This window comes from Flavobacterium psychrotrophum (assembly GCF_003403075.1).
GTDB classification, from domain to species: Bacteria; Bacteroidota; Bacteroidia; order Flavobacteriales; family Flavobacteriaceae; genus Flavobacterium; species Flavobacterium psychrotrophum.
The window spans coordinates 4,549,829-4,573,516 of sequence record NZ_CP031557.1 but is presented as its reverse complement, the minus strand read 5'-3'; the positions used below and the strand labels follow the sequence as shown (position 1 = coordinate 4,573,516).

Here is a 23,688-nt window from a genome sequence, read left to right as displayed (position 1 = left end):
TATATTAGCCACCAGTTTCAAACCTTTTCGTAAATGAAGATAATCGCTATAGACAACTTTAAAAGCCTGCCAAAGTACAGGCAGATAGTGCTTTCGATAGAAACCGCAATAAGCGAAAAACGCCTGAAACGCGGGGACAAGCTGCCCAGTGTAAATAAGGTGGCACTGGAGTTTTCGCTGTCGCGCGATACGGTATTGCTTGCCTATGACGACCTTAAAAAGCGCGGTATTATCTATGCCCGTTTAGGAAAAGGCTACTACGTTAAAAGCGAAGGCTTTATATTAGAACAACGTATTTTTTTATTGTTTGACGAATTTAACTCTTTTAAGGAAGACCTCTACAATTCATTTAAAGAAACCATGGGCAGCGGCGCGCAGATCGACATCTTTTTTCACTACTTCAGCCTTGATGTATTTAAAAAACTTGTAAACGAAAACAATGGCGACTACAGCAAATATGTTATAATGCCTACTACCCTTAAAGGTGCTGCTACGGTTATAAAAACACTGCCAAAAAATGATGTTTACATCCTAGATCAGACTACCGATGAACTTGCGGAGTACCCATCTGTACACCAGAACTTTGTAAATGACATGTACAAAGCCCTTACGGCAGGCGAAACAAAACTACGCAAATACAACAAGCTGATCCTGATATTTCCGGAATCGAAACAGCCACCAGGTATGCGCGAGGGCTTTATTAAGTTTTGCGAAGAACATGGCTTTATCTACGAGATTATTCCTGATTTTGAGAACCACACCATAACTCCCGGTGAGGCATATGTAATACCAAACGACCGCCACCTGGTAAACGTTATTGAGCAGGCACGGGTACAGCAACTTAAGATAGGTAAAGACGTAGGGATTATATCATACAACGACATTCCGCTTAAGAAGGTAGTAGGTAACGGCATTACGACCATCTCTACCGACTTTACCGCTATGGGCAAAATACTCGCCGAAATGATCGTACTGCAAAAACCGGATAGCGTAGAGAATGTGAGCAGGCTGATACAGCGGGGGTCGTTGTAAGGTTCTTCCATTCCTAATGTAGAGGGATGTTGTTCCATTTCGAACGCAGTGCAACGGAGTTGAGAAATCTCTACTTTTGAAATAAATCCCTAATACCCAACAAAACCTATTCGGATAGTCTTTATCGAGATTTCTCCCTATCGGTCGAAATGGAAAAAAGCTGCATTGAAAAACTACTCCGGTGCTTCTATCTTTATCTTTCTGCGTATCTCGTTTCCTGCTTCATCCATTATAGTGATGTAGTAACTACCCGTACCCGTGCGCACCGTCATTTCATGAAAGGTTTTAGTTTCGCCCAGGTATTTATCATTTAAGTACCAAAACAGTTTTGCCTTACTATCGCTGTGTGCTGCCTTTAACACAAAGGGCTGTACAACCCCGTTAAAATCTTTGGTCAGGTAAATGTGCCCGTCTTCTTTAGGATAAATAAAATCCATGTAACTACCTGCTGTACCTTCGCAACCCGGCTTGTAGGGCGGCAGCGGGCGGTAATCTATATGCAGGTTCTTGTAATACCATTCCATAACCGGGGGCAGTACAAACCAGGTTTGCGCTACCATATTATCAACACTCTCGCAACTACTATTTACCCTGAATTGCCTGTCTGCATCAAGATGAACGAGCCTGTGATAAGGGCACGGTTTCGTCTTACTGCCATTTAGCGGAATCCACTGGTTTGCAACAGGGCAATGTTCGCCCGCAAGGTGGCCACTTACGGCGCATACCTCTGCCTCCTGAAGGTCGTTATACGGCGGGGCAAACCATTTTTGTCTTGGCAGTAAGTTAAATACATCAAACAATATGGGCGCGGCACTACCCACACCCGTAAGCGACGGGCGCCCCTCGCCGGAAGCATTGCCTACCCACACCCCCACCACATAGCGGGAATTAGTGCCAATGGCCCAGCCATCGCGGCTGCCAAAGCTGGTACCCGTTTTCCAGGCAATTTCTAAGGATGAGTCGTAAAACTTCCAGGCCTCATCGCCCTCAGGGCGATTGACCTCTTTCATGGCATTATAAGTACACCAAATGGCACCTGCCCCGGTTTGCGGTTTCTGGTAGGTTTCCTTACCAAAGTTTCGGGTTATGCTACTGTCCCAGTTCAGGTCGGTAAACTCGTTAGTGTAATATTTTGCCTGCGAACCCGTAAAATGGTTGAGCGTACTGGTAAGCCCGGCATAGGTACGGCACAAATCCCACAGGTTGCTCTCTGCCCCACCCAGCATCAGCGAGAGGCCGTAATGGTTAGGGCTTTTATTTATATTGCTGAGTTTATATTGTTTTAACTGTTCATAAAAACGGTGTACGCCAAAATCTTTAAGCATCAGCACCGCAGGAATATTAAGCGAACGCGACAAAGCCTGCTGTGCGGGTACGGCACCATCATAGGTCAGATCATAATTTTTGGGGCTGTAGCCCGCAATTTGTGTGGGTACATCAGCAACCAAGGTATTAGGTAACAATTGCCCGGCATCGAGCATCGAAGCAAACAATAGCGGTTTTAAAATGCTGCCGGTACTGCGGGGTGCAGGTATTACATCCACATCTTTTTGGTGGGCTTTATCGGTAGGCGAATTGCCCACATAAGCCATTACGTTTCGGGTTTTTACATCAATAACCAGTATGGCCAGGTTGTGCACCTCGCTTTGTTTATATTCCTGGTAATAGCGTGCCGCGATTTGGTTTACGCGGTTTTGCAATTGGTAATTTACAGTTGTTTTTATGTGTTCGCCCTCGTGTTTTCTAGCCACGCGCTGTAGCAAATGCGGAGCAGCCTGCGGCAGGTCGAATGGTTTTTGGGGCAGGCTTTCCTGCAACGAGAGTTCGTAGGTAGTTTTGTCGATTACCTTTTCGTCAAAAAGTTTTTTGAGCAGGCGATTTCGCTTGGCGCGAAGCAGCTCCTGGTTCTTCCCCGGGAATATAAGGCTGGGCGCATTAGGCAGTACCGCAAGTGTAGCCGTTTCTGCCCACGACAGTTGGTGCGGCTGTATGCCAAAGTACCGCCACGATGCCATTTGTAGTCCTACTACATTACCTCCATAGGGCGCATGTGCGGCATATTCGCCCAATATTTCGTCTTTGCTCTCCCTGAATTCTAAGCGGGTGGCAAGTATTATTTCAATGATTTTCTCAAAGTAGCTGCGCTTTTTATGCTCACGGCTCAGGCGGATAACCTGTTGTGTAAGGGTACTGCCGCCACGCACTACCCTGCCGGCATCGTGGTTTTGCTTTAGTGCCTTTACAATAGCCACCGGATTAAAACCCCAATGATGATAAAAATGCTGGTCTTCAAAATACACTATGCATTCGCGGAATTTATACGGCACACTGTCCTGCGCCGGGAAACGCCACTGACCGTCGCGGGCTATACGTGCACCCAGAAGGTCGCCGCCGCTACTTTCTATCACCGTACTGTAAGGCTCGTCAAAAAGTGTCCGTGGCAGGCAGAAGTAATAACCCACTAACAGCACAACGGCTATAGCAGTTTTTATTTTATTGGATTTTATCCAAAATAGTGAGCATTGCAAAAGTGCCTTGGGCTTACCCGAAATGCTGTTATAAGCTTTTTTTATGTTACTGGTCATTTGTACAAAAATGCGGCGCCACAGTTATTGTAGCTGTTGTAAAAATAAAACGTTTGACTGTCTGATTCATTCTTTTATTTTGGAAAAGCGCTTTCAGAGTGACTTTCCTCCAAGGCTTAATACTTTGTTAAATTGGGTTATTATAATAACAATCCCTGTAATTTTATATTGAAGTGATTAAAAAATCAAGGCCCGTATTGCCTTAAATCCGGATTAATATGAAAACTATTTTCCTGTTTTTTTTCCTGACCCTTACTATAACTACCTACTCACAAGACATAAACTGTAATGCACTTACAGGTGCAATACCCAAAATTGAACAATACAAAAAGTATAAGCTTGCTGTGCCTGCCACATGTTCGGAAGCGGTAGTGCTAACCTATTACATCTTTGGCAAATTTGACGAGGAACAGGTCTTTACAGTAATGCTGACTGATACTAAACATCCGGCTAACGAACCCACCCTGGGCGATGTAGAAACCAAATTTGAAATGGCAAAAACATCTAAAAACAAAACAGCCATTAAAATCAGCCGCTTTAATCTGGGAAGCAAAAGCTTTGTTGCACATGATGTTAATACCGGGATAAAGCGCGTATATGGATACTTTACTATTTTAAAAAACCGTTATATACTGGAACTACGGGTTAATAGCGACAAGATTTTAAACCTTGATGAATTTCAGGATTTCATTGCCGATTACATCTCAAAAATCAACGAAAGCGGATTAGCCAACTAATAATAATTACATAAAAAAAACACTCTCTCTGCTTTTGGCACGCCTATTAATTACCGGAAGCTACTGTACCAAAGACAAAGTTATCCCGGCGGTTTTCGCTGCCTTATAATGAAAGCAGTAACACAACGGTCTTGAAGAGGCTGCAAAATAGTTTTTAAGAACATATTAAAGCGCTACGGGTTGTACTTATGTAACGATTTTTGTTTTATGTTATTCAAATACATACTCAGGTTTAAAATCAACATCATATAATTTCAGGAATTCTAAATATTCATCTCTGAATGTTTTTACTTTATGATGCTCTTCCTGGTTTTCAATATACTTTACTACATTCGGAATCTGCGAATGACTATATGAAAAAGCGCCAAACCCTTCCTGCCACTCAAATTTTCCTAATACCCATTGGTTATCATTTATAAATCGTGATGAGTAAGCTTTAATATCCCTAACCAGTTCAGATAAAGCTTTTGTAGGCTTCAGCCCTACCAGTATATGAATATGATCCTGCATTCCGTTGATCGCGATCAGTTTCTGTCCTTCATTGGTAATAATTCCGGTTATGTATTTGTATAATTCTTGCTTCCAGAGCGAGGCAATAAGATTATCCCGGCCTTTTACCGCAAAAACAATCTGTATATAAATTTGTGAATATGTATTTGCCATTATTTTATTAATTTATGGTTTTAGTCATAGACATATCGCCCCGCCGGGGCTCATTCAAAACCCACCGTCTTTCGCTATAGATATGTCGCCCCTCCGGGGCTAGCTTAGAAATACCTCAACTTTTTAATCAACAATAATTAATCCAAGAGCGGACAGTATATTATAACAAATATCAACTAGCGCCAATAGTAAGCACGAGCGAAGCAACGTATCTATAGAAACATCACACATCGACCACAATGAGCCCCCGCGGAGCAACATACCTATAGCAAATATCAACTAGCGACAATAGTAAGCCTCAGCGTGGGCGACATATCTATAGAAAAATCACACATCGACCATAGTGAGCCCCAGCGGGGCGACATACCTATAGCAAACATCGCATATTGACGACAGTGAGCCCCAGCGGGGCGGCATATCTATCAATTAATACTACAAATATCCGGGGGTTCGAATCCCTCTTTCTCTGCATCTACCGCACCACCTTAACCCATTGTCCTTTTGTCCTTGCAAGGAAATTATTATCATACATGGCCTCACACTGCACCCCAGGCAGGTAGTAACTACCCGGATAACTAGCGTTAAGCAATATCCTGAACGTTTTACCTTCATGTGCCTTAAGCGAGAAGTAGAAGTTGGTACGGTCATCCCTTATGTCGGTATAATCTACTTTATTTTCGGCAAAGCTGCCAAAGTCGGTAAACCTGGTATTCACAATTTCCCATCCGCTAGGTATGATCTGCGTAAGGGCAATGTTATCTACAAATTCACCACTACGGTTGGCTATTGTTACCTCAGCTACAAACTCAGTTCCCTGCGCCAGCGTAGCCGGATTGATAACCTTGCCACCACGGTCCTTAAATACAATGCCTGTGCTAAAGCCACGTTCTTCCGTTTGCTCCTGCCCTACAGGTAATATGCCACTATACACTACTTTTACATACAGCGTACCCTGCTTGTTGTTCTTAATACTTACCTTATTATTAGCTGTAATTTCAAGCGGACGGTCGGCAAAGGTCTTCGCCGTTTTTACAGCCTGTAACTTACCGTTTGCCGTATAGTTAATATCAATGCCTTTAGGGCCGTTAGCCTGTGCAAATTTACTCATACTGTACAGGCAGTAGGCGGTGGTTTGTGTACTCATCCAGCGGTTAGAAGACATTGCCTTTGCCAGTTTTGTAGCCATGCCAAATGCTTTTTCCTGCTGACCGAGTATAATAAGCGTTTCCAGTACCATGGCACGGTTACGTTCCGGAGAGCCATAGTAATAGTAGCTATAGTCAGCACTGTAATCAAGAACACTCTGCGCAAGTAGCTGCTGCCCAACCGATTTTTGACCTGCCAGAGCATAAGCTGCCGCAAGGCGCAGTTTAGACTCGTTGCTGATGTTTGGCGTTTCCCTTAGCCTGTTCATGGATGAAAGATCTGCCGAACCCGCAAGTGCAAGGGTATATAACCTGTAGGCCTGTGCAAAATCATTATGGTATTCTGCCGTGTAGCGCCATTGGCGGGCAAAATTCTTTTGGTACGATAGCCATTGCTTTTTCATGTTCAGCGGCAGCGCATACCCTTTTTTCTCTGCCTCAATAATAAAGTGGCCGGCATAACTACTGCCCCAGTCGTCTGCCGTTTGGTTGCCCGGCCAGTAAGAGAATCCGCCGTTTGCCACTTGGAAGTTTTGCAGCTTTTTAATAGCCGCCGTTACATATTTCTGAATCTTGTTTTTCCTGTTCTGGTCAATATCGGCAATGTCTGCAAGATACAATTGCGGAAATACCGATGATGTAGTTTGCTCTACACAACCGTGTGGGTACTGTATAAGATAATCGAGCCTGCGGTTAAAGTCGATGCTCGGGAATGATGATACTTCCAGCCTTGCCTTGTTACTACCGGCCACGCCAAATGGTTGCCAGTCTATCACACCGCTGCTACCTGGTTTTAGCACCAGTTCTTTAAAGTTTTGGGTAACCGGGTTAGGGTTTACAATATCAAGCTCTACATCATAACTGGCACGTTCCTTACCACTAAAAGCCGTAACGGTAACTTTGCCAATACCTGTAACATTAGGTACTTCAAGGTCAAAATACGCTACCTTTTCATCGGGTCTTGTAAAGCTTACTTTTTGCGATGCTGCACCCGATACTTTTAAGTTACCGCTTGTTTTTACCTGAAGTGTAACATCTTTAATGCTGTTTTCCATGGCGAACAACGTTACAGGAAGCGTTACCTTTTCGCCCGGGGTTACCTTGCGCGGCAGCGAAGCCAGCAACATTAACGGGCTGCGTACCGGTGTAGTTTTCTCTGCACTACCGTACGAACTGTTCTCATCGTTAGCGGCAACCACCATTGTACGTACAGATCCTACATACATAGGCAACTGTATCGGGTGGTTGCGGGTTTGCCCTTTCTCCAGTTTAAACGGACCAAGGAAGACTACTACAGGTTTAAAGCGGTTGGCTTTTTTTGCCTTGCCGCCCCCCAGTGCCTCGTCACCACCTATACTAAATATCTGGTTTACCTTGCCGCCATAAGCACCTATAACCTGGTCATAAATATCCCATGTTTTTACACCCAGCGCTTCTTTAGCATAAAAAGATGTCCAGGCATTAGGGGTTTTAAAGCGGGTAAGATCAAGCAGGCCGTCGTCTACCACCGCAATGGTATAGGTCATGCTGCGGCCGTTCTTCTCACTTACTTTGATATTGGTTTTTTGTTCCGGTTTCAGTATTTCAGGCATTGCAATCTGTGGCTCCAGTATGGTAGTCTTATCTACCACTTCTATTGGCACGATGCCATACAGGCGTATGGGCGAATCATTTTTAGTATTGGCATGCGGCTGCAACAGTGTTACATGCACATATACGTTAGGCGCAAGAGCCCCGGTAATAGGTATCTCTAACTGCGTTTCTCCCTTTTTAGTTTCCGCCCAGTAGGTTTTTACCACTTTACTTCCGTTTTCAAGCGATACGAGTGCACGTCCGCCCTCACTCGAAGGGAATGAAACGATGGCTTTTTCACCCACGGCATATTTTTCTTTATCTGTAGTAAACATAAGCATGGTAGCTTCTTCGCCGGTTGTGGCACGGCTGCGGCCACTCCAGTACGGGTAGTCTATAAGTACGGTGCTGCCTGCCGAATGTCCGCTTTCAATATCGGTAACGCGCACCAGGTAGTTACCCCACTCTTCTTCATCAGTGCGGAAGTTAAACGCTGCCTTACCACTGCCATCTGTAACCAGTTGCTGTGTAAATACAGGGGTATTGCTCACGGCATTGCTGTATGCCGAAACATCGTTATTACTGCTGTCCCACCACCAGCGCCATTCTACTTTATACACTTTAGCCTCTAACCTGCGCGATGGTCTTGCCTGACCTTTCTCGTTAACCGTAGCCACCTCAAAGCGGTTTGACTTACCGGTTTCGAGCATGTTGTATTTATTGGCCTGCGGCATTTTTACACCCACATAGGTATTGTAGGGCGAATACGTAGCCGATACCACATCGGTACTTACATCGCCGCCTTTTTCATAGGCTTTGGTAATAATGGCAGCCTTAAGCAAACCCGGCGCACGCACCTGCAGCTTAGGCTCTACAGCAATTTTTGCCACACCGTTGTCATCTACATTACCTGAGAAAAGGTTGACCTCTTCGCTGCCAAAATTTTGCGCAGGGTCATCAAACACATAATTCAGGTAACCTTTAAATGCGGTAGCCTGGCTCATAAATTTAGCCTGCATTTCTACTTTTAATCCCTTAGCAACGGCGCCGTGCAACCATGCCACCTGCACCGTACCCTCATTTTTGGCATACGCCGAAAGGGTTTGTCCCTCAAGGCTATTTTTTATCTTGAGCCTGTTTGGCTTAATGGTCTCTATTTTAATGGCCTTATAAAAATGCGCCCCACCTACAGATACCATTGCCTCCCAGCTTCCGGTAGGGTTGCCGCTTTGCGTAGGTACAATAAACTTATAGTGGTTAAGCTCATTGCGAGGCTGTACGGCCTGATGCATAATCTTACCATTAGGATCGCTTAAGCGTAGCTTTATAGGGTGCGTTGCAGGCAGTTTAGATTCTTTATCGTTGAGGATAAAGCTTAGGTAAAGTGTATCTCCCGGCCTCCACACGCCACGTTCGCCATAAATAAAGCCCTTTAACCCTTTTTGCAGCCCTGCACCATCTACATCAAAATTACTCAGCGAAAGCGAGCTGCCCTCCTGTAGCTTGATGTAGGTAGTGTTCTTATCTTTTTTAACAATGGCAAAAAATGGCTTCTTATCGCTGTACAGTGTAAGAGTGCCATCATTATCCGTCTGGCCTGAAACCAGTTTTTGTTGCTGGTAATTGTATAATGCTATTTCAGCCCCACCAATGGTTTTGGTAGATGTAATACTGGTTACAGCAAAAAAGAAGCTGTTGTTATCTCCCTTTTTAGCAATTACACCCAGGTCGCTGGCCAGTACATTAGTCTCTACATTACGATCATAGAAATACGAACTGCTGCACGGATTATCGCGTTGCTCCCAGTCATAATCATAGTGGTAATAATCGTTATCTTCATATTCGCTAAAGTCATCCTGCTCCTCATCCTCATCTGCCTGGACAGTAGCCGTTGTTGTCTCTGTACCTGTAGCACCATCATCGCATTTGTAAAGTGAATACTCTTTGCGCATCGACATCTTTATATGGTAAATGGCGCCCGGCTCCGGCTTAATGATCTTTGAAAGATCTAACGCAAAGGCATTCCATTTGCTGTAATTCAGCATTTTATTCGTGTTCAGCGTAATCGTAGTCTTAGCCACTGGCAATGCCACATCCCGCAGGCTGTAGCTGTTCTCGTTCAGGTTATTATCCTGAAGAAACTGCATTACGTTATTCTCAAAAATGCGGTATACCTTAACATCTACCGCGCTCAGGTTTACGGCCTCAAAATTTAGTTTCAGATTGCTTGAAGCCGGCAATATGCTACCGTTCTTTGCAAAGCGCACCTCGGGATTCAACTGTTCAAACAACACTTTTTGAGAGAAGGTCGCTTTAGTCTTAAAGCCTTCGGTACTTTCTATCCCCTGAAAAACCTCTACTAAAAAGTTGCCATTAAGCGGCTCTGTAAAAAACACCTTTAGCAGGTTACCATCGGTAGCAAAGGTCATATCCTTAACGGTTTCTACCGCCACAAGTCCGCTAAAATCCTGGTCTTTTCTAATAGGGTCTGAAAAGTTTATGAGCAGCGTCTGGTTATCGCCCTGTGCGGCCTCCATGCTAAGTACCTTAAAATTATCTTTACCGGGAATGGTAAACTCCTCACTGCCTTCCCGGTCTATGCCGTGCGGCTTTCCGTTCCAGCTTATTGTTATTTTGCTATCCTGCGGCTGGCGTTTGATATCATCTATCACAAAATTAAACTCGGCATTTCCCTGCATGGTGCTTACCAGTTTTATAGGTAGCTTACGGTCGCCCTGCGTAGCAGTAAGCAGTTTTTCTGCTATTTTACTATCGAGGTGATCGGCAGATTTAAGCACCACATTAAGGTACTGTGTATCGCGGTTGTAGCTTTGCAGGTCGGCTGTGGTAACAAGAAAATCCTGCTTGAGGGTCTTGACACGGAATTTAAAATCGGCCAGCTGCGACGGTACATTTATAAATTTAGAGAGGTGCAGGGTAATCTTATATTCAGTATCCTGCTCCAGCCTTTTTGCAGGGCGGAAGGCTATGGTATTATCGGGCAGGAAATACACCTTACCCTCTGCCGAAGGGGAAACGCTAAAGTAACTGCCATCGAGTTCCTGGTTAAGCTGCCATTCTTTTTTTGCAAAGGCAAGCCCCACCCGTATGTCTGCCTTTGTAGAAACGACACCCGATGAGAAATTGGTAACATAATCGCGGAACAGGGAATAATCAGAATCAAAATCAACAGCAGATTCTTTTTTGCACGAATGTAAAAACAGTGTGATAACTGCACAGAACAGCACCAGCTTTAGCGTTTTCATGGCCTTTTGGTTTGGTTAAATAAGGTTTAAAGTATAAAAAATTTGTTTTCCGGCGAGAATTGGCGTGTTAAAAGAAACACAAATATGGCTGGCTAAAGGATACAGGGAGGGTATAACCGTTGAGGGAAGCGGCCCGCAAAAGCAATACAGAACAACCATGTGAACTTATAAAAAACCTTTGTGAACCTGATGATTAAACAACCCTCATTTTTCGCTATAACATACAATATTATCTAAATATTGTATGCGGAAGAATAAATTTTGAAAATATTTTTACCTGAAAAACAAATAGTTAACTATCAATTACTTACAAACCTCTTCGTTGCCTGAAAAAAGCCTTGATCAGCTCGCCACATTCGGCTTCCATAATGCCGGTAACCACCTCTGTTTTTGGATGTAGTTTACCGCCCATTGCAGTATAGCCACGGTGGGCATCGTGCGCGCCATAAACTACCCGTGTAACCTGGCTCCAGTAAAGGGCACCGGCACACATCTGGCAAGGTTCCAGCGTTACATACAGGGTACAGTTGGTAAGGTATTTTCCGCCTAGGAAACCCGCAGCCGCAGTTATGGCCTGCATCTCGGCGTGTGCGGTAACATCGGTAAGCAGTTCTGTAAGGTTATGGGTTTTGGCAATAATACGGTTATCTACCACCACTACCGCACCTACGGGTATTTCGCCTTTATCATAAGCCGCCTGTGCTTCCTGGTAGGCTTTTTGCATAAAATACTCGTGGGTAAAGATATTTTCCATAGCTGCAAAGGTAGTAAATCAGCCTCATTCGCTATGCGATCAAAAAACTATCATAGGGCAGGCATTTATTATTAGCGAACTATAACACAGAGATTCTCAGAGTAGCACAGAGATTCACAGAGTTTTAAAATTTGAGATTACGCTTACAGCGTGAGAACACTGAGCTGTGCGGGTATAGTATACATAACGCTCTGTGTTCTCATACCGAAGGTATTATCTCTTATCTCTGTGAATCTCTGTGCTACTCTGAGAATCTCTGTGTCACGTATTCACCCGAGGACTCCAAAAGAGAGAAAGGAACTTGAATCAAATATATTTAGTTGAATACAGATGATCTCTATTTTCAAAAGATGTCACTGGTCAAAACTTCAGCGCTACACCAAGGCCGTTACCGTTAGCTGTAAGTTTAAGTTCTGATCTTTCCAGGAAAGAAACCGGCCTGCCCGGTAACGCATTGTACTGCTCTACCGCGCTCTTTATTTTTTTAACGCCACCTATGCGTACCGGTATACCAATACCTGCGGCAACTATGCCCACGATTAATATGGCCGGGCCACCGCCACTTTTGCCACTATTAGCTGTTTGCACATTACTAAGTCCGCCGCCAACAAACAGGCCAGCACCACCAGCTATTAATATAGTACCGATGGTAGCATCGCTCTTGCCTTTTTTATATTTGTCGTAAACATTAGTATTAGTTTTAAGCAACGCCTCTAATTCATCGCTTTTAAGCTTATTGCCGTTTAGCAATATTTTCGAAGACGATTTATAAACCAGTTTTTCTTCTTCTGTTTTCTTAATTACAACAGGGGCAGGCTTTTTTACAACATCTTCCTGAACTCCTTTTTTTACATTTGTTTTAACCGAATCATATACTGTAGCGCCTGTATTATCAACAATTTTTTTAATGGCACTTATCGAGAAATTTGCCTGCGATTTTGTAACATCGTTAAAGTACGTAACATTATCGCCTTCCATCACAAGATTTTTAAACTCAAATGTAGCGTTGCTGTTAAAGGTAATATAGCCGCTTGGCACAGTTTTCTTTTGCTGGGCGAATGCAATAAAATGTAGTAAAAACAGGATAAGGGTAATCGCTTTTTTCATGATGTATTTTTGTTGGTTGAATCTTTTGGCAAATATATAATTTTCAGTCATTTTCTAACGTTATCTTTATATCAACAGCCAATTTAACTACCATGACTACATTTAAAATTTCAGTTCCTAAGCCCTGCCATGAAAACTGGGATGCCATGACACCCGAAGATAAAGGCCGCTTTTGTACTATGTGCGCAAAAACCGTAATCGATTTTACCGGGATGAAGCAGCCGGACATTACTGATTATGTTTTAGCAAATAAAGAAGCAGGTGTTTGCGGCAGGTTTACTACTAACCAGCTGCAACAGGAAGCCCCGCCTATAATTTCGGATGCGTTGCTAAATAAAATTGCACGCAGGCCGTTAAACTTCCGCCAAATGTTTGTTGTGGCACTTATGGCATGTATGGGCAGCACACTGTTTAGCTGCAATAATGTAAAGGGAGAACCTGCCATGGATGTTGATTTTAAAGATACACTTGCGCAAGAACCACCTCCACGAGGCACACTAGGAATTGTAGCTTATAAAGAAAACGACACGTTACCTAAAGTAGAAATCACACCTGTAAAAGCTCCTGAACCTAAACCAAAAACCAAGCCTTCGAAGGAGGAAGTAAAATTCCCTGCCCTTACAGGAGCCGTTATTGTAACGCCTTCCGAACCTACAGCGCCAACACACATTAACGGCGATACCATTGTAACCCCGCAATAAAACTTCAACGCTATTGCCGATATCCCTGCACGACCGGAAATCTGCGAAAATTCGAGTTCGGAAATCAGTTTATCCGCGTTCCATTTTTAATCGTAATTTTGCAGTAATGCAAAGCTTACTAAACACCATACACACCCCTACCGACCTCCGTAAATTAACTCCGGAACAGTTGCCGCAACTGGCTGCAGAACTGCGGGCGTTTATTATTGACGTGGTATCTATTAAGGGTGGGCACCTGGGCGCAAGCCTGGGCGTGGTAGAACTTACCATTGCACTACATTATGTTTTTGACACACCCGATGACCAGCTTGTATGGGATGTGGGCCACCAGGCATACGGCCACAAGATACTTACCGGACGAAAGGATGCTTTTGAAACCAACCGCGAACTGGGCGGCATAAGCGGTTTCCCGAAGCGTACAGAAAGTGAATACGACGCCTTTGGCACCGGGCACAGCAGTACCTCAATTTCCGCAGCTTTGGGCATGGCGATAGCTTCGCAGATAAAAGGCGAAACTTCTAAAAACCATATTGCCGTTATAGGCGATGCCAGCATAGCATCAGGCATGGCGTTTGAAGGGCTTAACCATGCGGGGGTTACTGCTGCAAACCTGCTTGTAGTACTTAACGATAACGCCATAGGCATAGACCCCAGCGTGGGTGCACTTAAGCATTATCTTACCCAGGTAAAGGCGGGAAAAAATCCGCGCCAGAACAATATGATAAGCTCATTGAACTTTGATTATACCGGACCTATCGACGGGCATGATTTTGCTGTACTTATAAAAGAGCTTAAAAAACTTAAAGATAAACCCGGCCCTAAATTTCTTCATGTTACTACCACTAAAGGCAAAGGCCTGAAACAAGCCGAAGAAGACCAGGTAAAATATCACGCACCCGGAAAGTTTGATAAGCTTACCGGCGAGGTTTTAGCTATTGCCGAAAGCCACCTGCCGCCAAAATACCAGGATGTTTTTGGGCTTACCCTTACTGAACTTGCCGCACAAAACCCTAAAATAATAGGTATTACCCCTGCCATGCCATCAGGCAGTTCTATGAAATTTATGATGGATGCTTTCCCCGAAAGGGCTATAGATGTAGGTATTGCAGAGCAGCACGCCGTTACCCTTGCAGCCGGTATGGCTACACAGGGCATGGTGGTGTACTGTAATATTTACTCTACCTTTTTGCAACGTGCCTATGACCAGGTTATACACGATGTGGCTTTGCAAAACCTGCCGGTTATTTTTTGCCTTGACCGTGCAGGATTAGTAGGCGAAGACGGTGCTACCCACCACGGTGTATTTGACATTGCTTACCTTAACTGCATTCCGAGCCTTATCATTTTTGCACCGCTAAATGAAACAGAGCTTCGCAATATCCTCTATACCGCGCAGCTTGGGTTACCTCATCCCATTGCCATACGCTACCCGCGCGGACGTGGTGAAAGTACTAACTGGCAACAGCCTTTTAAAGCAATCGAAATTGGTAAAGCCCTACCGTTGTTGCATGGTACTGATGTTGCCATACTTTCGACCGGTACAATAGGCAATAATGTTACTAAGGCATTGGCAGAAATGAGCGAAAAAGAGAAATTCTCGCACTGGCATTTTGGGTTTATCAAACCGCTTGATAACGAAGCATTACATAATATCTTTAAAACACATAAGAAAATAGCTACAATAGAAGACGGAACGGTTACCGGAGGATTTGGCAGCACAATTTTAGCATTTGCCGCAGAGCACGGTTACACGTTGGAAATTAAAACTTTAGGCATTCCTGACAATTTCATCGAGCATGGTACCGTAGCAGAGTTACAACATTTATGTGGCATTGACGTTAAAACTTTAAGAGATATTTTTTCAGGTTACTGAAAATAACGACTTTTGCAACGTTTTTCCGACTAAACTCTATTCTAATGAAATTAAAAGCCTGCTTAACAGCCTTACTATTCATTGCCTGTATCAAGACCGGTTTTAGCCAGGTACTTATTACTACAACCCTTCCGGACAGCATTTCTTACTGGGAGAAAACCAATGTTGTAGGCCTCGACATTAATGAAATTGCTTTTGTAAACTGGAGTGTGGGTGGAAACAACTCAGTAACCATTTTAGGCAAGGGTAATTTTACCCGAAAATACCATCGCAAGAATGTTAACTGGCTAAACGAACTTATACTTCGCTACGGCTATAACAGCCAGGAAGGACAGGGGCCGCGCAAAACTGACGACCAGTTTCAGTTTAACTCCACCTTTGGCTATAGAAAAGACACAATAAGCAACCTGTATTATAGTGCGAAGTTTAACCTTAACACGCAGTTTGCTAATGGTTATAACTACCCTAACAAACTGCACGAAATATCAGGCCCGCTTGCGCCTGCCTATATATTTCTGGGGGTTGGTGCTGAATATATTCGTAAAGACTGGGGCTTTAACGCCTATTTCTCTCCACTTACAGACAAGACAACACTTGTTTTAGACCAATACCTGGCAGACCAGGGTGCATTTGGTGTTAAGGGAGCTATAAAAGATGCTGACGGTAATATTATTGAACACGGTAAAAAATCGCGTACAGAGGTAGGTATGCTTTTAACGAGCCAGTTAAAGCGCCAGATATTTAAAAACATAATGCTCGATAACCGCATTACCCTTTACAGTGATTACCTGAATAAATTTGGCAATGTAGACATCAACTACCAGTTTGCACTAGACATGACGGTAAACCAGTATGTAAGAGCAAACATAGGTGCTAACATTATTTATGATAATGACATTAAAGCTACCGAAGAGCGCGATGGTGCAGTGGTTACCGTAGGCCCAAAGCTACAACTTAAGCAAATGCTGGGCGTGGGCTTAAGCTATACGTTTTAAAAGGATTTAAGATTCAAAAATTTTAAGATTTAAGATTGTGTTTCACTCCCAAGTATGTTTTTTACTGAGCGCAGCGGAGTGAAGAATCTCAATAATCCATATATATAAAAGCCCGTAAAGTTTATAACCTTACGGGCTTTGTTATTTTTTATAATATAGAATATTTATTATAAACTTTGAGATGGCCACACTCCGCTAAGCTGCGTTCGCCATGACAGACCGGAGTGGGGTGTGTTTATTGGCTATTGAAAGGCACACTTATATAGTTTCTTACTCCTGATAAAAAGCAATAGTGAAGCTCCAAATTACCAAATCTACGAATCACCAAATCACCAATCTATTTAGGCACACTATCGTGCGACTGGCTTGGCTTGCCCTCGTTCCATAGCGTAAGGATATCTGTAGCTACAGATGCACCGCTACCGGCAGCAATAGCCAGTTGGCTTCTCCATCCCGCAAGGGTTCCTGCTACATATAAACCTTCGGCTACAAGATGGTCATCGTTGCGCAGTTGTATACGGTTCTTTTCAGGTATCGCCCTTTTGTTAGGTTCAATATATTGCTCAAGGCCTTCTATACCTATTACAGGTGCAGAACCTACAGCCACAATAAGAGTTTTAGCCTGATACTCACCTTTATTAGTAGTAACGGTAAAGTTACCGGCAGTACCTTCTATTTTCATAACCTTTTCATCTGCCAATTGCGTTACCGCAGGGTAGGCAGTCGAAAGATTTTCAAGGCTTGTACGTAGCAAGTCGGCACCTGTGGTACCCGGGGCTATGCCATAAGCATTGTTATACAATCCGTTTTGAAGCGATGATGCTTTCTGGTGGGTAAGTATGCCTACTTTTTTTCCTTCAGCATACGGCTTGTTTAAGGCTGAGCCTAAAATAAGTGCAGCGGAAACGCCCGAAACGCCTCCACCTATAATTAATACGTCAAACATTAGCGTTGGCGGGTTTTTTGTTCTATACTTTTTGCAGTGTTAAATATAAGCAATATGCATAATGCGCATAATGCTGCGAGTGTGCATATAAGCGCCACTACGCTGTTGCCTTCGGTCAGGTTGTCAAAATCAAGCTGGGTAGCATTAAAAATGGCAAGCAATGAAGTAAGGGCAATGAGGATATAAATAAAAACTTTCATGGTAATAAGTGTAAGGCGCTAAGCCGTTACAGCGTGTAAAATTAGTTAAAAAATTTTAGGCAAACAGTTGTTTTACGTTGCCTGCAAATAATTTAACAGCAATAGCCAGCAATATTACCCCAAATACCTTGCGTATAACCCCAAGGCCGTTGTTACCCAATACCTTTTCTATTTTACCCGACAGTTTAAGTACAGAATATACCACGACAACATTTATAACAATAGCTATAATGATGTTTATCTTATCGTACTGGGAGCGTAATGAAAGCAAAGTAGTCATAGTACCTGCACCGGCAATAAGCGGAAATGCAATAGGCACTATACTGGCTGTACTGGGGTTGTCTTCTTTATAAAGGCGTATGCCTAATATCATTTCCAGTGCCAGGAAAAATAGTACAAACGAACCGGCTACGGCAAATGAGTTAGCGTCAATACCTATAAGCTTTAGTATCTCTTCACCCACAAACAAAAACGCCACCATGATAAAGAGCGCTACAATACTTGCTTTTTCGCTTTGTATATGGCCCAGCTTATTGCGCAGGTCTACAATAATGGGCACACTGCCCACAATGTCGATCACGGCAAAAAGTACCATGCTTACAGTAAAAACGTCTTTCCAGTTAACAATCATAACGTTATGTTTTTTAAAGGGTGCAAAAGTACGCTATAAAGTCTTAAAGTTAAAAGTTTTTAAAGTCATAAAGTTACAGGATAAGTTACAAAGAGGCAAAGTAGCAGAGTTGCCCCTCTAAAATACCAGCGTACTAAAATACTAATAATCCAAACAATCGAAAGATTGCTTATCTTTGCAGCATGTTTCAACTGGGTAAAACAATAGTGTCAGAAGACATTTTAGAGAAAGAATTTGTGTGCAACCTCTCTGCCTGCCACGGCGCGTGCTGTGTAGACGGCGATGCAGGTGCACCTTTAAATGAAGAGGAAACCAAAATACTTGAGGAGATTTACCCGCTTGTAAAACCGTTTCTTCGAAAAGAAGGCATTGCTGCCATAGAAGCCCAGGGCACCTGGGTAACCGGTACCGATGGCGACCTTGAAACTCCCCTTATTGACAACAAAGACTGTGCTTACGTAATTTTTGACGGAAAAACCGCGCTTTGCGGTATAGAGCAGGCCTACAACCAAGGCATTGTATCATGGAAAAAACCGGTAAGCTGCCACCTGTACCCTATACGTGTAAAAGATTTTAGCGAATTCTCTGCCGTAAATTATGACCGCTGGGATATTTGCGACGCGGCCTGTTCGTTAGGCAAAGAACTGGAAGTGCCGGTGTATAAATTTGTGAAAGAGGCCCTTTTGCGCCGCTTTGGCTCAGACTGGTATGCCGAACTTGAAAAGGTAGCAGAAGAGCATAAAAACGACAACACCCCCAGAAGGAGGCGTTAGTCTGTTTTTGTGTATGCTATAATCTTTAGTAAGTATAAGTAACGGTTTTAGTGTACGTTGCTCCATTACCACTTTTTTCAGATGTTTCACCAGGCCTTGTTGCAGCTGTCTTAGCACTTATTGCATAATTCATTTCTGCCATTGTATAGGTTTTATCTTTAAAAACAGGTTTATCTATACTTGTATTTGAAGCCGCAACCTTAACACTTGTAGCTGTATATTCATATTTAGGCATTACGATACTTAATATTGTTCCCGGCAGGCTGTCAAATCGATCCGGGCCGGCATTTTTTGGCAGGTCGGCAGTAAACCATGCGGTAATTGGGTTGCCCAGATATTCAGTTGTAGCCTTTTTACATTTATACCCTGCAATAACTTTAGTTTCGTTTGTAATTTTCCAGGTCCATTTTTTCAGGTCATCTTTACCCTGAAATACATCTGTTCCGTTACCAATTTCAAAAACAAGTTCGTTATGCGCATAATCTTTATAATAGTAGCGCTCGTTTTCCTGCATAATTACCTTTGTTTTTATTTCCGGGGCAATCATCCTTTTCTTTTCAGAAGCAGGATCTATACGATATTCAGAAGCGTTATTGCTTGTGGTAAGTATATAAAAGTTTTTCTCGAGGATTGCGTTCTGCACTGCAACGGGAAATTCTTTTAATTTTTCAGGGCTTACAATGGCGCCTTCAGTATAATTAATAGTAACTGTTTGTGCAGACAGGCCGATATACGAAAACGACACGGCAATTAAAGCAAGTATTTTCTTCATGATTAAGAAGGTTTGATTTATATAAAATTAACGATTTAAAATCAATAATATTTTGCAAACAACACTATTAACATTTAAAACTTACAACTTGTAAGTTGTTTTGGCAACAGCGGCACAAAACAGACGAATAAACCACCTGAATGCCCTGTATAATAAGGTGTTTATAGATATTTCTCAATATTCCCACCCCTACATAACACATTGTAAATCAATATTATGATATTTTAACAACCCTTTAACGTGGTGTTTTAGGGTTGTTAAAAACTATAGACAATTGTGGATAACTATGTTTTTGAATTATTAATGTAAATGCCAATCTTTGTACTCACGCTTGTAAAAAAAGCACCTTTTTCATAATACAATAAACGTCAATACACTATGTCTTCAATAGAGCCGATACTTCAGGAAAATAAGAACCGTTTTGTAATTTTTCCCATAAAGCACCACGATATATGGGACTGGTACAAAAAAATGGAGGCTAGTTTCTGGACGGCTGAAGAAATTGACCTTCACCAGGATCTTAACGACTGGAACAATAAGCTTAGCGAAGACGAAAAATACTTTATAAAACACATCCTTGCATTTTTTGCTGCTTCAGATGGTATAGTTAATGAAAACCTTGCAGAAAACTTTGTAAACGAAGTGCAGTATGCTGAGGCAAAATTCTTTTACGGTTTCCAGATCATGATGGAGAACATCCACAGCGAAACCTACTCGCTTCTTATTGATACGTATGTAAAAGATGAGAATGAAAAAAGTGAGTTATTCAATGCGCTTGAAGTATTCCCTGCCATCAAAAAGAAAGCAGACTGGGCGCTTAAGTGGATAGAAAGCGATTCATTCGCCGAAAGGCTTATTGCTTTTGCAGCAGTAGAGGGCATTTTCTTTAGTGGTGCATTCTGTTCTATCTACTGGCTTAAAAAGCGCGGGCTTATGCCGGGGCTTACATTCTCTAATGAGCTGATAAGCCGCGATGAAGGCGTACACTGCGATTTTGCTGTACACCTGCACAACCACCACCTTATTAACAAGGTTCCTAAAGACCGTATTAAAGAGATTATCATAGATGCGCTTAACATAGAGCGTGAATTTATAACTGAGTCATTGCCGGTAAGCCTTATAGGCATGAATGCAGTGTTAATGACACAGTACCTGGAGTTTGTTACAGACAGGTTGCTTGTAGAACTGGGCTGCGAAAGACAGTACAATTCCGGTAACCCGTTTGACTTTATGGATATGATATCGCTACAGGGCAAGACCAACTTTTTTGAAAAAAGGGTGTCTGAATACCAAAAAGCAGGCGTTATCAACAATGGCGAAGACGCGCAGAAGATCAGTTTCGACGCTGATTTTTAATAAATAGATTTCCAATATATTAATGATGCCGGGGATGCTGTAAAAACGGGTTCCCCAGGGATTACTAACCTTAAATTTTAGCCTTATGTTTGTAGTAAAGAGAGACGGTAGAAGAGAACCGGTAATGTTTGATAAGATTACCGACAGAGTAAGGATTTTGTGCTATGGCCTTAATGACCTTGTAGATCCGGTTAAGGTGGCTATGCGCGTTATAGAAGGATTATATGATGGTGTAACAACATCTGAACTGGATAACCTTGCTGCAGAAACTGCTGCATCGATGACTATTTCGCACCCCGATTATGCACAGCTTGCAGCCCGTATAGCAGTGAGCAACCTGCACAAGAATACTAAAAAATCGTTCTCTGAAACCATGAGCGATATGTACCATTATGTTAACCCACGCACTAATCAGGAAGCGCCTTTGCTAAGCGATGAAGTATACCAGGTTATAATGGAAAATGCCGCTGAACTTGATTCAAAAATCATCTACAACCGCGATTTTAACTATGATTATTTTGGTTTTAAAACCCTTGAGCGCTCATACCTGCTTAAAATAAACGGCAGTATTGCAGAGCGTCCGCAGCACATGCTTATGCGTGTAGCGGTAGGTATTCACCTTAACGATATTGCATCGGCCATAGAAACCTATGAGCTGATGTCAAAAAAATTCTTTACCCACGCTACGCCTACGCTATTTAATGCCGGTACGCCTAAGCCGCAAATGTCATCTTGCTTCCTGCTTTCTATGAAAGACGATAGTATTGATGGTATTTATGATACGCTAAGGAGCACCGCTAAGATATCGCAGTCTGCCGGTGGTATTGGTCTTTCTATACATAACGTAAGGGCTACAGGTTCTTACATTCGTGGTACTAACGGTACATCTAACGGTATTGTACCCATGCTTAGGGTATTTAACGACACGGCCCGTTATGTAGACCAGGGCGGCGGTAAGCGTAAAGGCAGCTTTGCAGTATACATAGAGCCTTGGCATGCCGATATTTTCGACTTCCTTGACCTGAGGAAAAACCACGGTAAAGAAGAGATGCGCGCACGCGATTTGTTTCTTGCCATGTGGATTCCTGACCTGTTTATGAAACGCGTACAGGAAGACAGCACCTGGACACTTATGTGCCCTAACGAGTGTCCTAACCTTTATAATGTGCACAGCGATGAGTTTGATGAGCTGTACCTTAAGTACGAAGCTGAGAACCGTGGCCGTAAAACCATAAAAGCACGTGAGCTTTGGGAGAAGATCCTTGAATCTCAAATTGAGACCGGGCTTCCTTATATGCTTTACAAAGATGCTGCTAACCGCAAATCGAACCAAAAGAACCTGGGTACTATCCGTTCGTCTAACCTGTGTACCGAAATTATGGAGTATACTAGCGAAGATGAGATTGCGGTGTGTAACCTGGCTTCTATATCGCTGCCAATGTTTGTTGAGAACGGCAAATTCAACCATGAGTTTCTTTACCAGGTTACACAGCGCATAACGCGCAACCTTAATAAGGTTATAGACCGTAACTACTACCCGGTTATAGAAGCAGAGAACAGCAACATGCGCCACCGCCCGGTAGGGTTAGGCGTTCAGGGGCTTGCAGATGCCTTTATATTAATGCGCCTTCCGTTTACGAGCGATGCCGCCAAAAAACTGAACGAAGAAATATTTGAAACCATTTACTTTGCAGCCGTAACGGCTTCTATGGAAATGGCGAAAGAAGAAGGGCCATATTCATCATTCCCTGGTTCGCCAATATCTCAGGGCGAGTTCCAGTATAACCTTTGGGGCCTTAAAGACAGCGACCTTAGCGGCCGTTGGGACTGGGCTTCGCTACGTACACAGGTTATGGAGCATGGTGTGCGCAACTCACTGCTTATGGCACCAATGCCTACAGCATCTACATCGCAAATTCTTGGTAATAACGAAGCGTTTGAACCATATACATCTAACATCTACACCCGTCGCGTGCTTTCTGGTGAGTTTATAGTAGTAAACAAACACCTGCTGCACGACCTTGTAGAGCTGGGCATTTGGACAGAAAGCCTTAAGCAGGAAATAATGAGGGCAAACGGATCTGTACAACACATAGATATTATTCCTCAGGATATAAAAGACCTGTACAAAACCGTATGGGAAATGAGTATGAAAGACATCATAGACATGAGCCGCCAGCGTGGTTACTTTATTGACCAGAGCCAGTCGCTTAACCTGTTTATGGAAAATGCTTCGTACTCTAAACTTACGTCTATGCACTTTTATGCATGGCAAAGCGGCCTTAAAACGGGCATGTACTATTTAAGGACTAAGAGTGCGGTTGATGCTATTAAGTTTACCCTTAACAACGATAAAAAAGAAGAGCCGGTTGCAGAACTTGCCACAGCCGCCGTTGCTAAACCAAAAGCTGCTCCTGCCCCTGCGGTAGAAGTGTCTGAAGTTGAGCTGACAGAATTCCAGGCCATGATAGCCCGTTCGCGCGCTGCTGAGCCGGATGATTGCGAAATGTGCGGATCTTAATTATTTATAGGTTAATAATTACACTTAAAGAGGCTTATAAAAGCCTCTTTTTTTTATGT

Annotated in this window: 17 protein-coding genes; 8 read left to right on the top strand and 9 right to left on the bottom strand. The window is 43.1% G+C overall.

Annotated elements, in window-relative coordinates; translation table 11 throughout:
- Positions 1 to 33: 33 nt before the first annotated feature.
- On the top strand, positions 34 to 1,032 hold the full coding sequence (locus DYH63_RS19900; protein WP_116790461.1) for a substrate-binding domain-containing protein: 999 nt from the start codon (positions 34 to 36) through the stop codon (positions 1,030 to 1,032).
- Positions 1,033 to 1,205: 173 nt separating this feature from the next.
- Here the strand turns inward: DYH63_RS19900 and pbpC are convergent, their stop codons facing one another.
- Positions 1,206 to 3,617, bottom strand: coding sequence for a penicillin-binding protein 1C (pbpC, locus tag DYH63_RS19895; protein ID WP_116790460.1), 2,412 nt, complete (start codon positions 3,615 to 3,617; stop codon positions 1,206 to 1,208).
- A gap of 218 nt (positions 3,618 to 3,835) precedes the next feature.
- On the opposite strand from pbpC, the gene DYH63_RS19890 reads away from it, so the two are divergent.
- Positions 3,836 to 4,354 (top strand): hypothetical protein, encoded by a 519-nt coding sequence (locus DYH63_RS19890; RefSeq protein ID WP_116790459.1) that lies wholly within the window; start codon positions 3,836 to 3,838, stop codon positions 4,352 to 4,354.
- 210 nt (positions 4,355 to 4,564) lie between these two features.
- Here the strand turns inward: DYH63_RS19890 and tnpA are convergent, their stop codons facing one another.
- The 4 genes from tnpA to DYH63_RS19870 form a co-directional block, all read right to left on the bottom strand.
- On the bottom strand, positions 4,565 to 5,017 hold the full coding sequence (gene tnpA, locus DYH63_RS19885; protein ID WP_116790458.1) for an IS200/IS605 family transposase: 453 nt from the start codon (positions 5,015 to 5,017) through the stop codon (positions 4,565 to 4,567).
- A 472-nt stretch (positions 5,018 to 5,489) separates the two neighbouring features.
- Positions 5,490 to 11,000 (bottom strand): alpha-2-macroglobulin family protein, encoded by a 5,511-nt coding sequence (locus tag DYH63_RS19880; protein WP_116790457.1) that lies wholly within the window; start codon positions 10,998 to 11,000, stop codon positions 5,490 to 5,492.
- A gap of 307 nt (positions 11,001 to 11,307) precedes the next feature.
- Positions 11,308 to 11,754 carry a nucleoside deaminase gene (locus DYH63_RS19875; RefSeq protein WP_116790456.1) on the bottom strand — a complete coding sequence of 149 codons (447 nt, stop codon included), beginning with the start codon at positions 11,752 to 11,754 and terminating at the stop codon, positions 11,308 to 11,310.
- 360 nt (positions 11,755 to 12,114) lie between these two features.
- Positions 12,115 to 12,861, bottom strand: coding sequence for a hypothetical protein (locus tag DYH63_RS19870; protein ID WP_116790455.1), 747 nt, complete (start codon positions 12,859 to 12,861; stop codon positions 12,115 to 12,117).
- Positions 12,862 to 12,953: 92 nt separating this feature from the next.
- Between DYH63_RS19870 and DYH63_RS19865 the strand changes: the two genes are divergently transcribed.
- The 3 genes from DYH63_RS19865 to DYH63_RS19855 all read left to right on the top strand — a co-directional run bounded on the left by DYH63_RS19865 (position 12,954) and on the right by DYH63_RS19855 (position 16,430).
- Positions 12,954 to 13,562: a hypothetical protein gene (locus DYH63_RS19865; protein ID WP_116790454.1), complete on the top strand. Its 609-nt coding sequence runs from the start codon at positions 12,954 to 12,956 to the stop codon at positions 13,560 to 13,562.
- A 106-nt stretch (positions 13,563 to 13,668) separates the two neighbouring features.
- Positions 13,669 to 15,435 (top strand): 1-deoxy-D-xylulose-5-phosphate synthase, encoded by a 1,767-nt coding sequence (locus DYH63_RS19860; protein ID WP_116790453.1) that lies wholly within the window; start codon positions 13,669 to 13,671, stop codon positions 15,433 to 15,435.
- Between the two features lie 44 nt (positions 15,436 to 15,479).
- Positions 15,480 to 16,430 carry a DUF3078 domain-containing protein gene (locus tag DYH63_RS19855; protein WP_116790452.1) on the top strand — a complete coding sequence of 317 codons (951 nt, stop codon included), beginning with the start codon at positions 15,480 to 15,482 and terminating at the stop codon, positions 16,428 to 16,430.
- 337 nt (positions 16,431 to 16,767) lie between these two features.
- On the opposite strand, the gene DYH63_RS19850 is transcribed toward DYH63_RS19855, so the two are convergent.
- Genes DYH63_RS19850 through DYH63_RS19840 form a run of 3 tightly spaced genes read right to left on the bottom strand, consistent with a single transcriptional unit; the run spans position 16,768 to position 18,207 of the window.
- Positions 16,768 to 17,376: an FAD-dependent oxidoreductase gene (locus DYH63_RS19850; protein WP_116790451.1), complete on the bottom strand. Its 609-nt coding sequence runs from the start codon at positions 17,374 to 17,376 to the stop codon at positions 16,768 to 16,770.
- The gene (locus DYH63_RS19845; RefSeq protein ID WP_116790450.1) at positions 17,376 to 17,576 is read right to left on the bottom strand and encodes a hypothetical protein; all 201 of its coding nucleotides are present in this window, start codon (positions 17,574 to 17,576) and stop codon (positions 17,376 to 17,378) included. Before DYH63_RS19845 ends, DYH63_RS19850 begins: the two co-directional genes overlap by 1 nt.
- Positions 17,577 to 17,631: 55 nt before the next feature.
- Entirely contained in the window at positions 17,632 to 18,207 is a 576-nt protein-coding gene (locus DYH63_RS19840) for a MarC family protein (RefSeq protein ID WP_116790449.1), read from the bottom strand.
- A 182-nt stretch (positions 18,208 to 18,389) separates the two neighbouring features.
- On the opposite strand from DYH63_RS19840, the gene DYH63_RS19835 reads away from it, so the two are divergent.
- Positions 18,390 to 18,980 carry a DUF3109 family protein gene (locus tag DYH63_RS19835; RefSeq protein WP_116790448.1) on the top strand — a complete coding sequence of 197 codons (591 nt, stop codon included), beginning with the start codon at positions 18,390 to 18,392 and terminating at the stop codon, positions 18,978 to 18,980.
- A 25-nt stretch (positions 18,981 to 19,005) separates the two neighbouring features.
- Here the strand turns inward: DYH63_RS19835 and DYH63_RS19830 are convergent, their stop codons facing one another.
- A complete protein-coding gene (locus tag DYH63_RS19830) occupies positions 19,006 to 19,752 on the bottom strand; it encodes a GLPGLI family protein (RefSeq protein WP_116790447.1) in 747 nt (248 codons plus the stop codon).
- A 378-nt stretch (positions 19,753 to 20,130) separates the two neighbouring features.
- Here DYH63_RS19830 and DYH63_RS19825 point away from each other — a divergent pair, with 378 nt between their 5' ends.
- The gene (locus DYH63_RS19825) at positions 20,131 to 21,108 is read left to right on the top strand and encodes a ribonucleotide-diphosphate reductase subunit beta (RefSeq protein ID WP_116790446.1); all 978 of its coding nucleotides are present in this window, start codon (positions 20,131 to 20,133) and stop codon (positions 21,106 to 21,108) included.
- Between the two features lie 85 nt (positions 21,109 to 21,193).
- Entirely contained in the window at positions 21,194 to 23,629 is a 2,436-nt protein-coding gene (locus tag DYH63_RS19820; RefSeq protein ID WP_116790445.1) for a ribonucleoside-diphosphate reductase subunit alpha, read from the top strand.
- The last annotated feature ends 59 nt before the right edge of the window (positions 23,630 to 23,688 follow it).

Excerpts from the sequence above, each read along its gene's own strand:
- DYH63_RS19900 (WP_116790461.1), top strand. The coding sequence starts at position 34 with ATGAAGATAATCGCTATAGACAACTTTAAAAGCCTGCCAAAGTACAGG.
- pbpC (WP_116790460.1), bottom strand. The coding sequence starts at position 3,617 with ATGACCAGTAACATAAAAAAAGCTTATAACAGCATTTCGGGTAAGCCC.
- DYH63_RS19890 (WP_116790459.1), top strand. The coding sequence starts at position 3,836 with ATGAAAACTATTTTCCTGTTTTTTTTCCTGACCCTTACTATAACTACC.
- tnpA (WP_116790458.1), bottom strand. The coding sequence starts at position 5,017 with ATGGCAAATACATATTCACAAATTTATATACAGATTGTTTTTGCGGTA.
- DYH63_RS19880 (WP_116790457.1), bottom strand. The coding sequence starts at position 11,000 with ATGAAAACGCTAAAGCTGGTGCTGTTCTGTGCAGTTATCACACTGTTT.
- DYH63_RS19875 (WP_116790456.1), bottom strand. The coding sequence starts at position 11,754 with ATGGAAAATATCTTTACCCACGAGTATTTTATGCAAAAAGCCTACCAG.
- DYH63_RS19870 (WP_116790455.1), bottom strand. The coding sequence starts at position 12,861 with ATGAAAAAAGCGATTACCCTTATCCTGTTTTTACTACATTTTATTGCA.
- DYH63_RS19865 (WP_116790454.1), top strand. The coding sequence starts at position 12,954 with ATGACTACATTTAAAATTTCAGTTCCTAAGCCCTGCCATGAAAACTGG.
- DYH63_RS19860 (WP_116790453.1), top strand. The coding sequence starts at position 13,669 with ATGCAAAGCTTACTAAACACCATACACACCCCTACCGACCTCCGTAAA.
- DYH63_RS19855 (WP_116790452.1), top strand. The coding sequence starts at position 15,480 with ATGAAATTAAAAGCCTGCTTAACAGCCTTACTATTCATTGCCTGTATC.
- DYH63_RS19850 (WP_116790451.1), bottom strand. The coding sequence starts at position 17,376 with ATGTTTGACGTATTAATTATAGGTGGAGGCGTTTCGGGCGTTTCCGCT.
- DYH63_RS19845 (WP_116790450.1), bottom strand. The coding sequence starts at position 17,576 with ATGAAAGTTTTTATTTATATCCTCATTGCCCTTACTTCATTGCTTGCC.
- DYH63_RS19840 (WP_116790449.1), bottom strand. The coding sequence starts at position 18,207 with ATGATTGTTAACTGGAAAGACGTTTTTACTGTAAGCATGGTACTTTTT.
- DYH63_RS19835 (WP_116790448.1), top strand. The coding sequence starts at position 18,390 with ATGTTTCAACTGGGTAAAACAATAGTGTCAGAAGACATTTTAGAGAAA.
- DYH63_RS19830 (WP_116790447.1), bottom strand. The coding sequence starts at position 19,752 with ATGAAGAAAATACTTGCTTTAATTGCCGTGTCGTTTTCGTATATCGGC.
- DYH63_RS19825 (WP_116790446.1), top strand. The coding sequence starts at position 20,131 with ATGTCTTCAATAGAGCCGATACTTCAGGAAAATAAGAACCGTTTTGTA.
- DYH63_RS19820 (WP_116790445.1), top strand. The coding sequence starts at position 21,194 with ATGTTTGTAGTAAAGAGAGACGGTAGAAGAGAACCGGTAATGTTTGAT.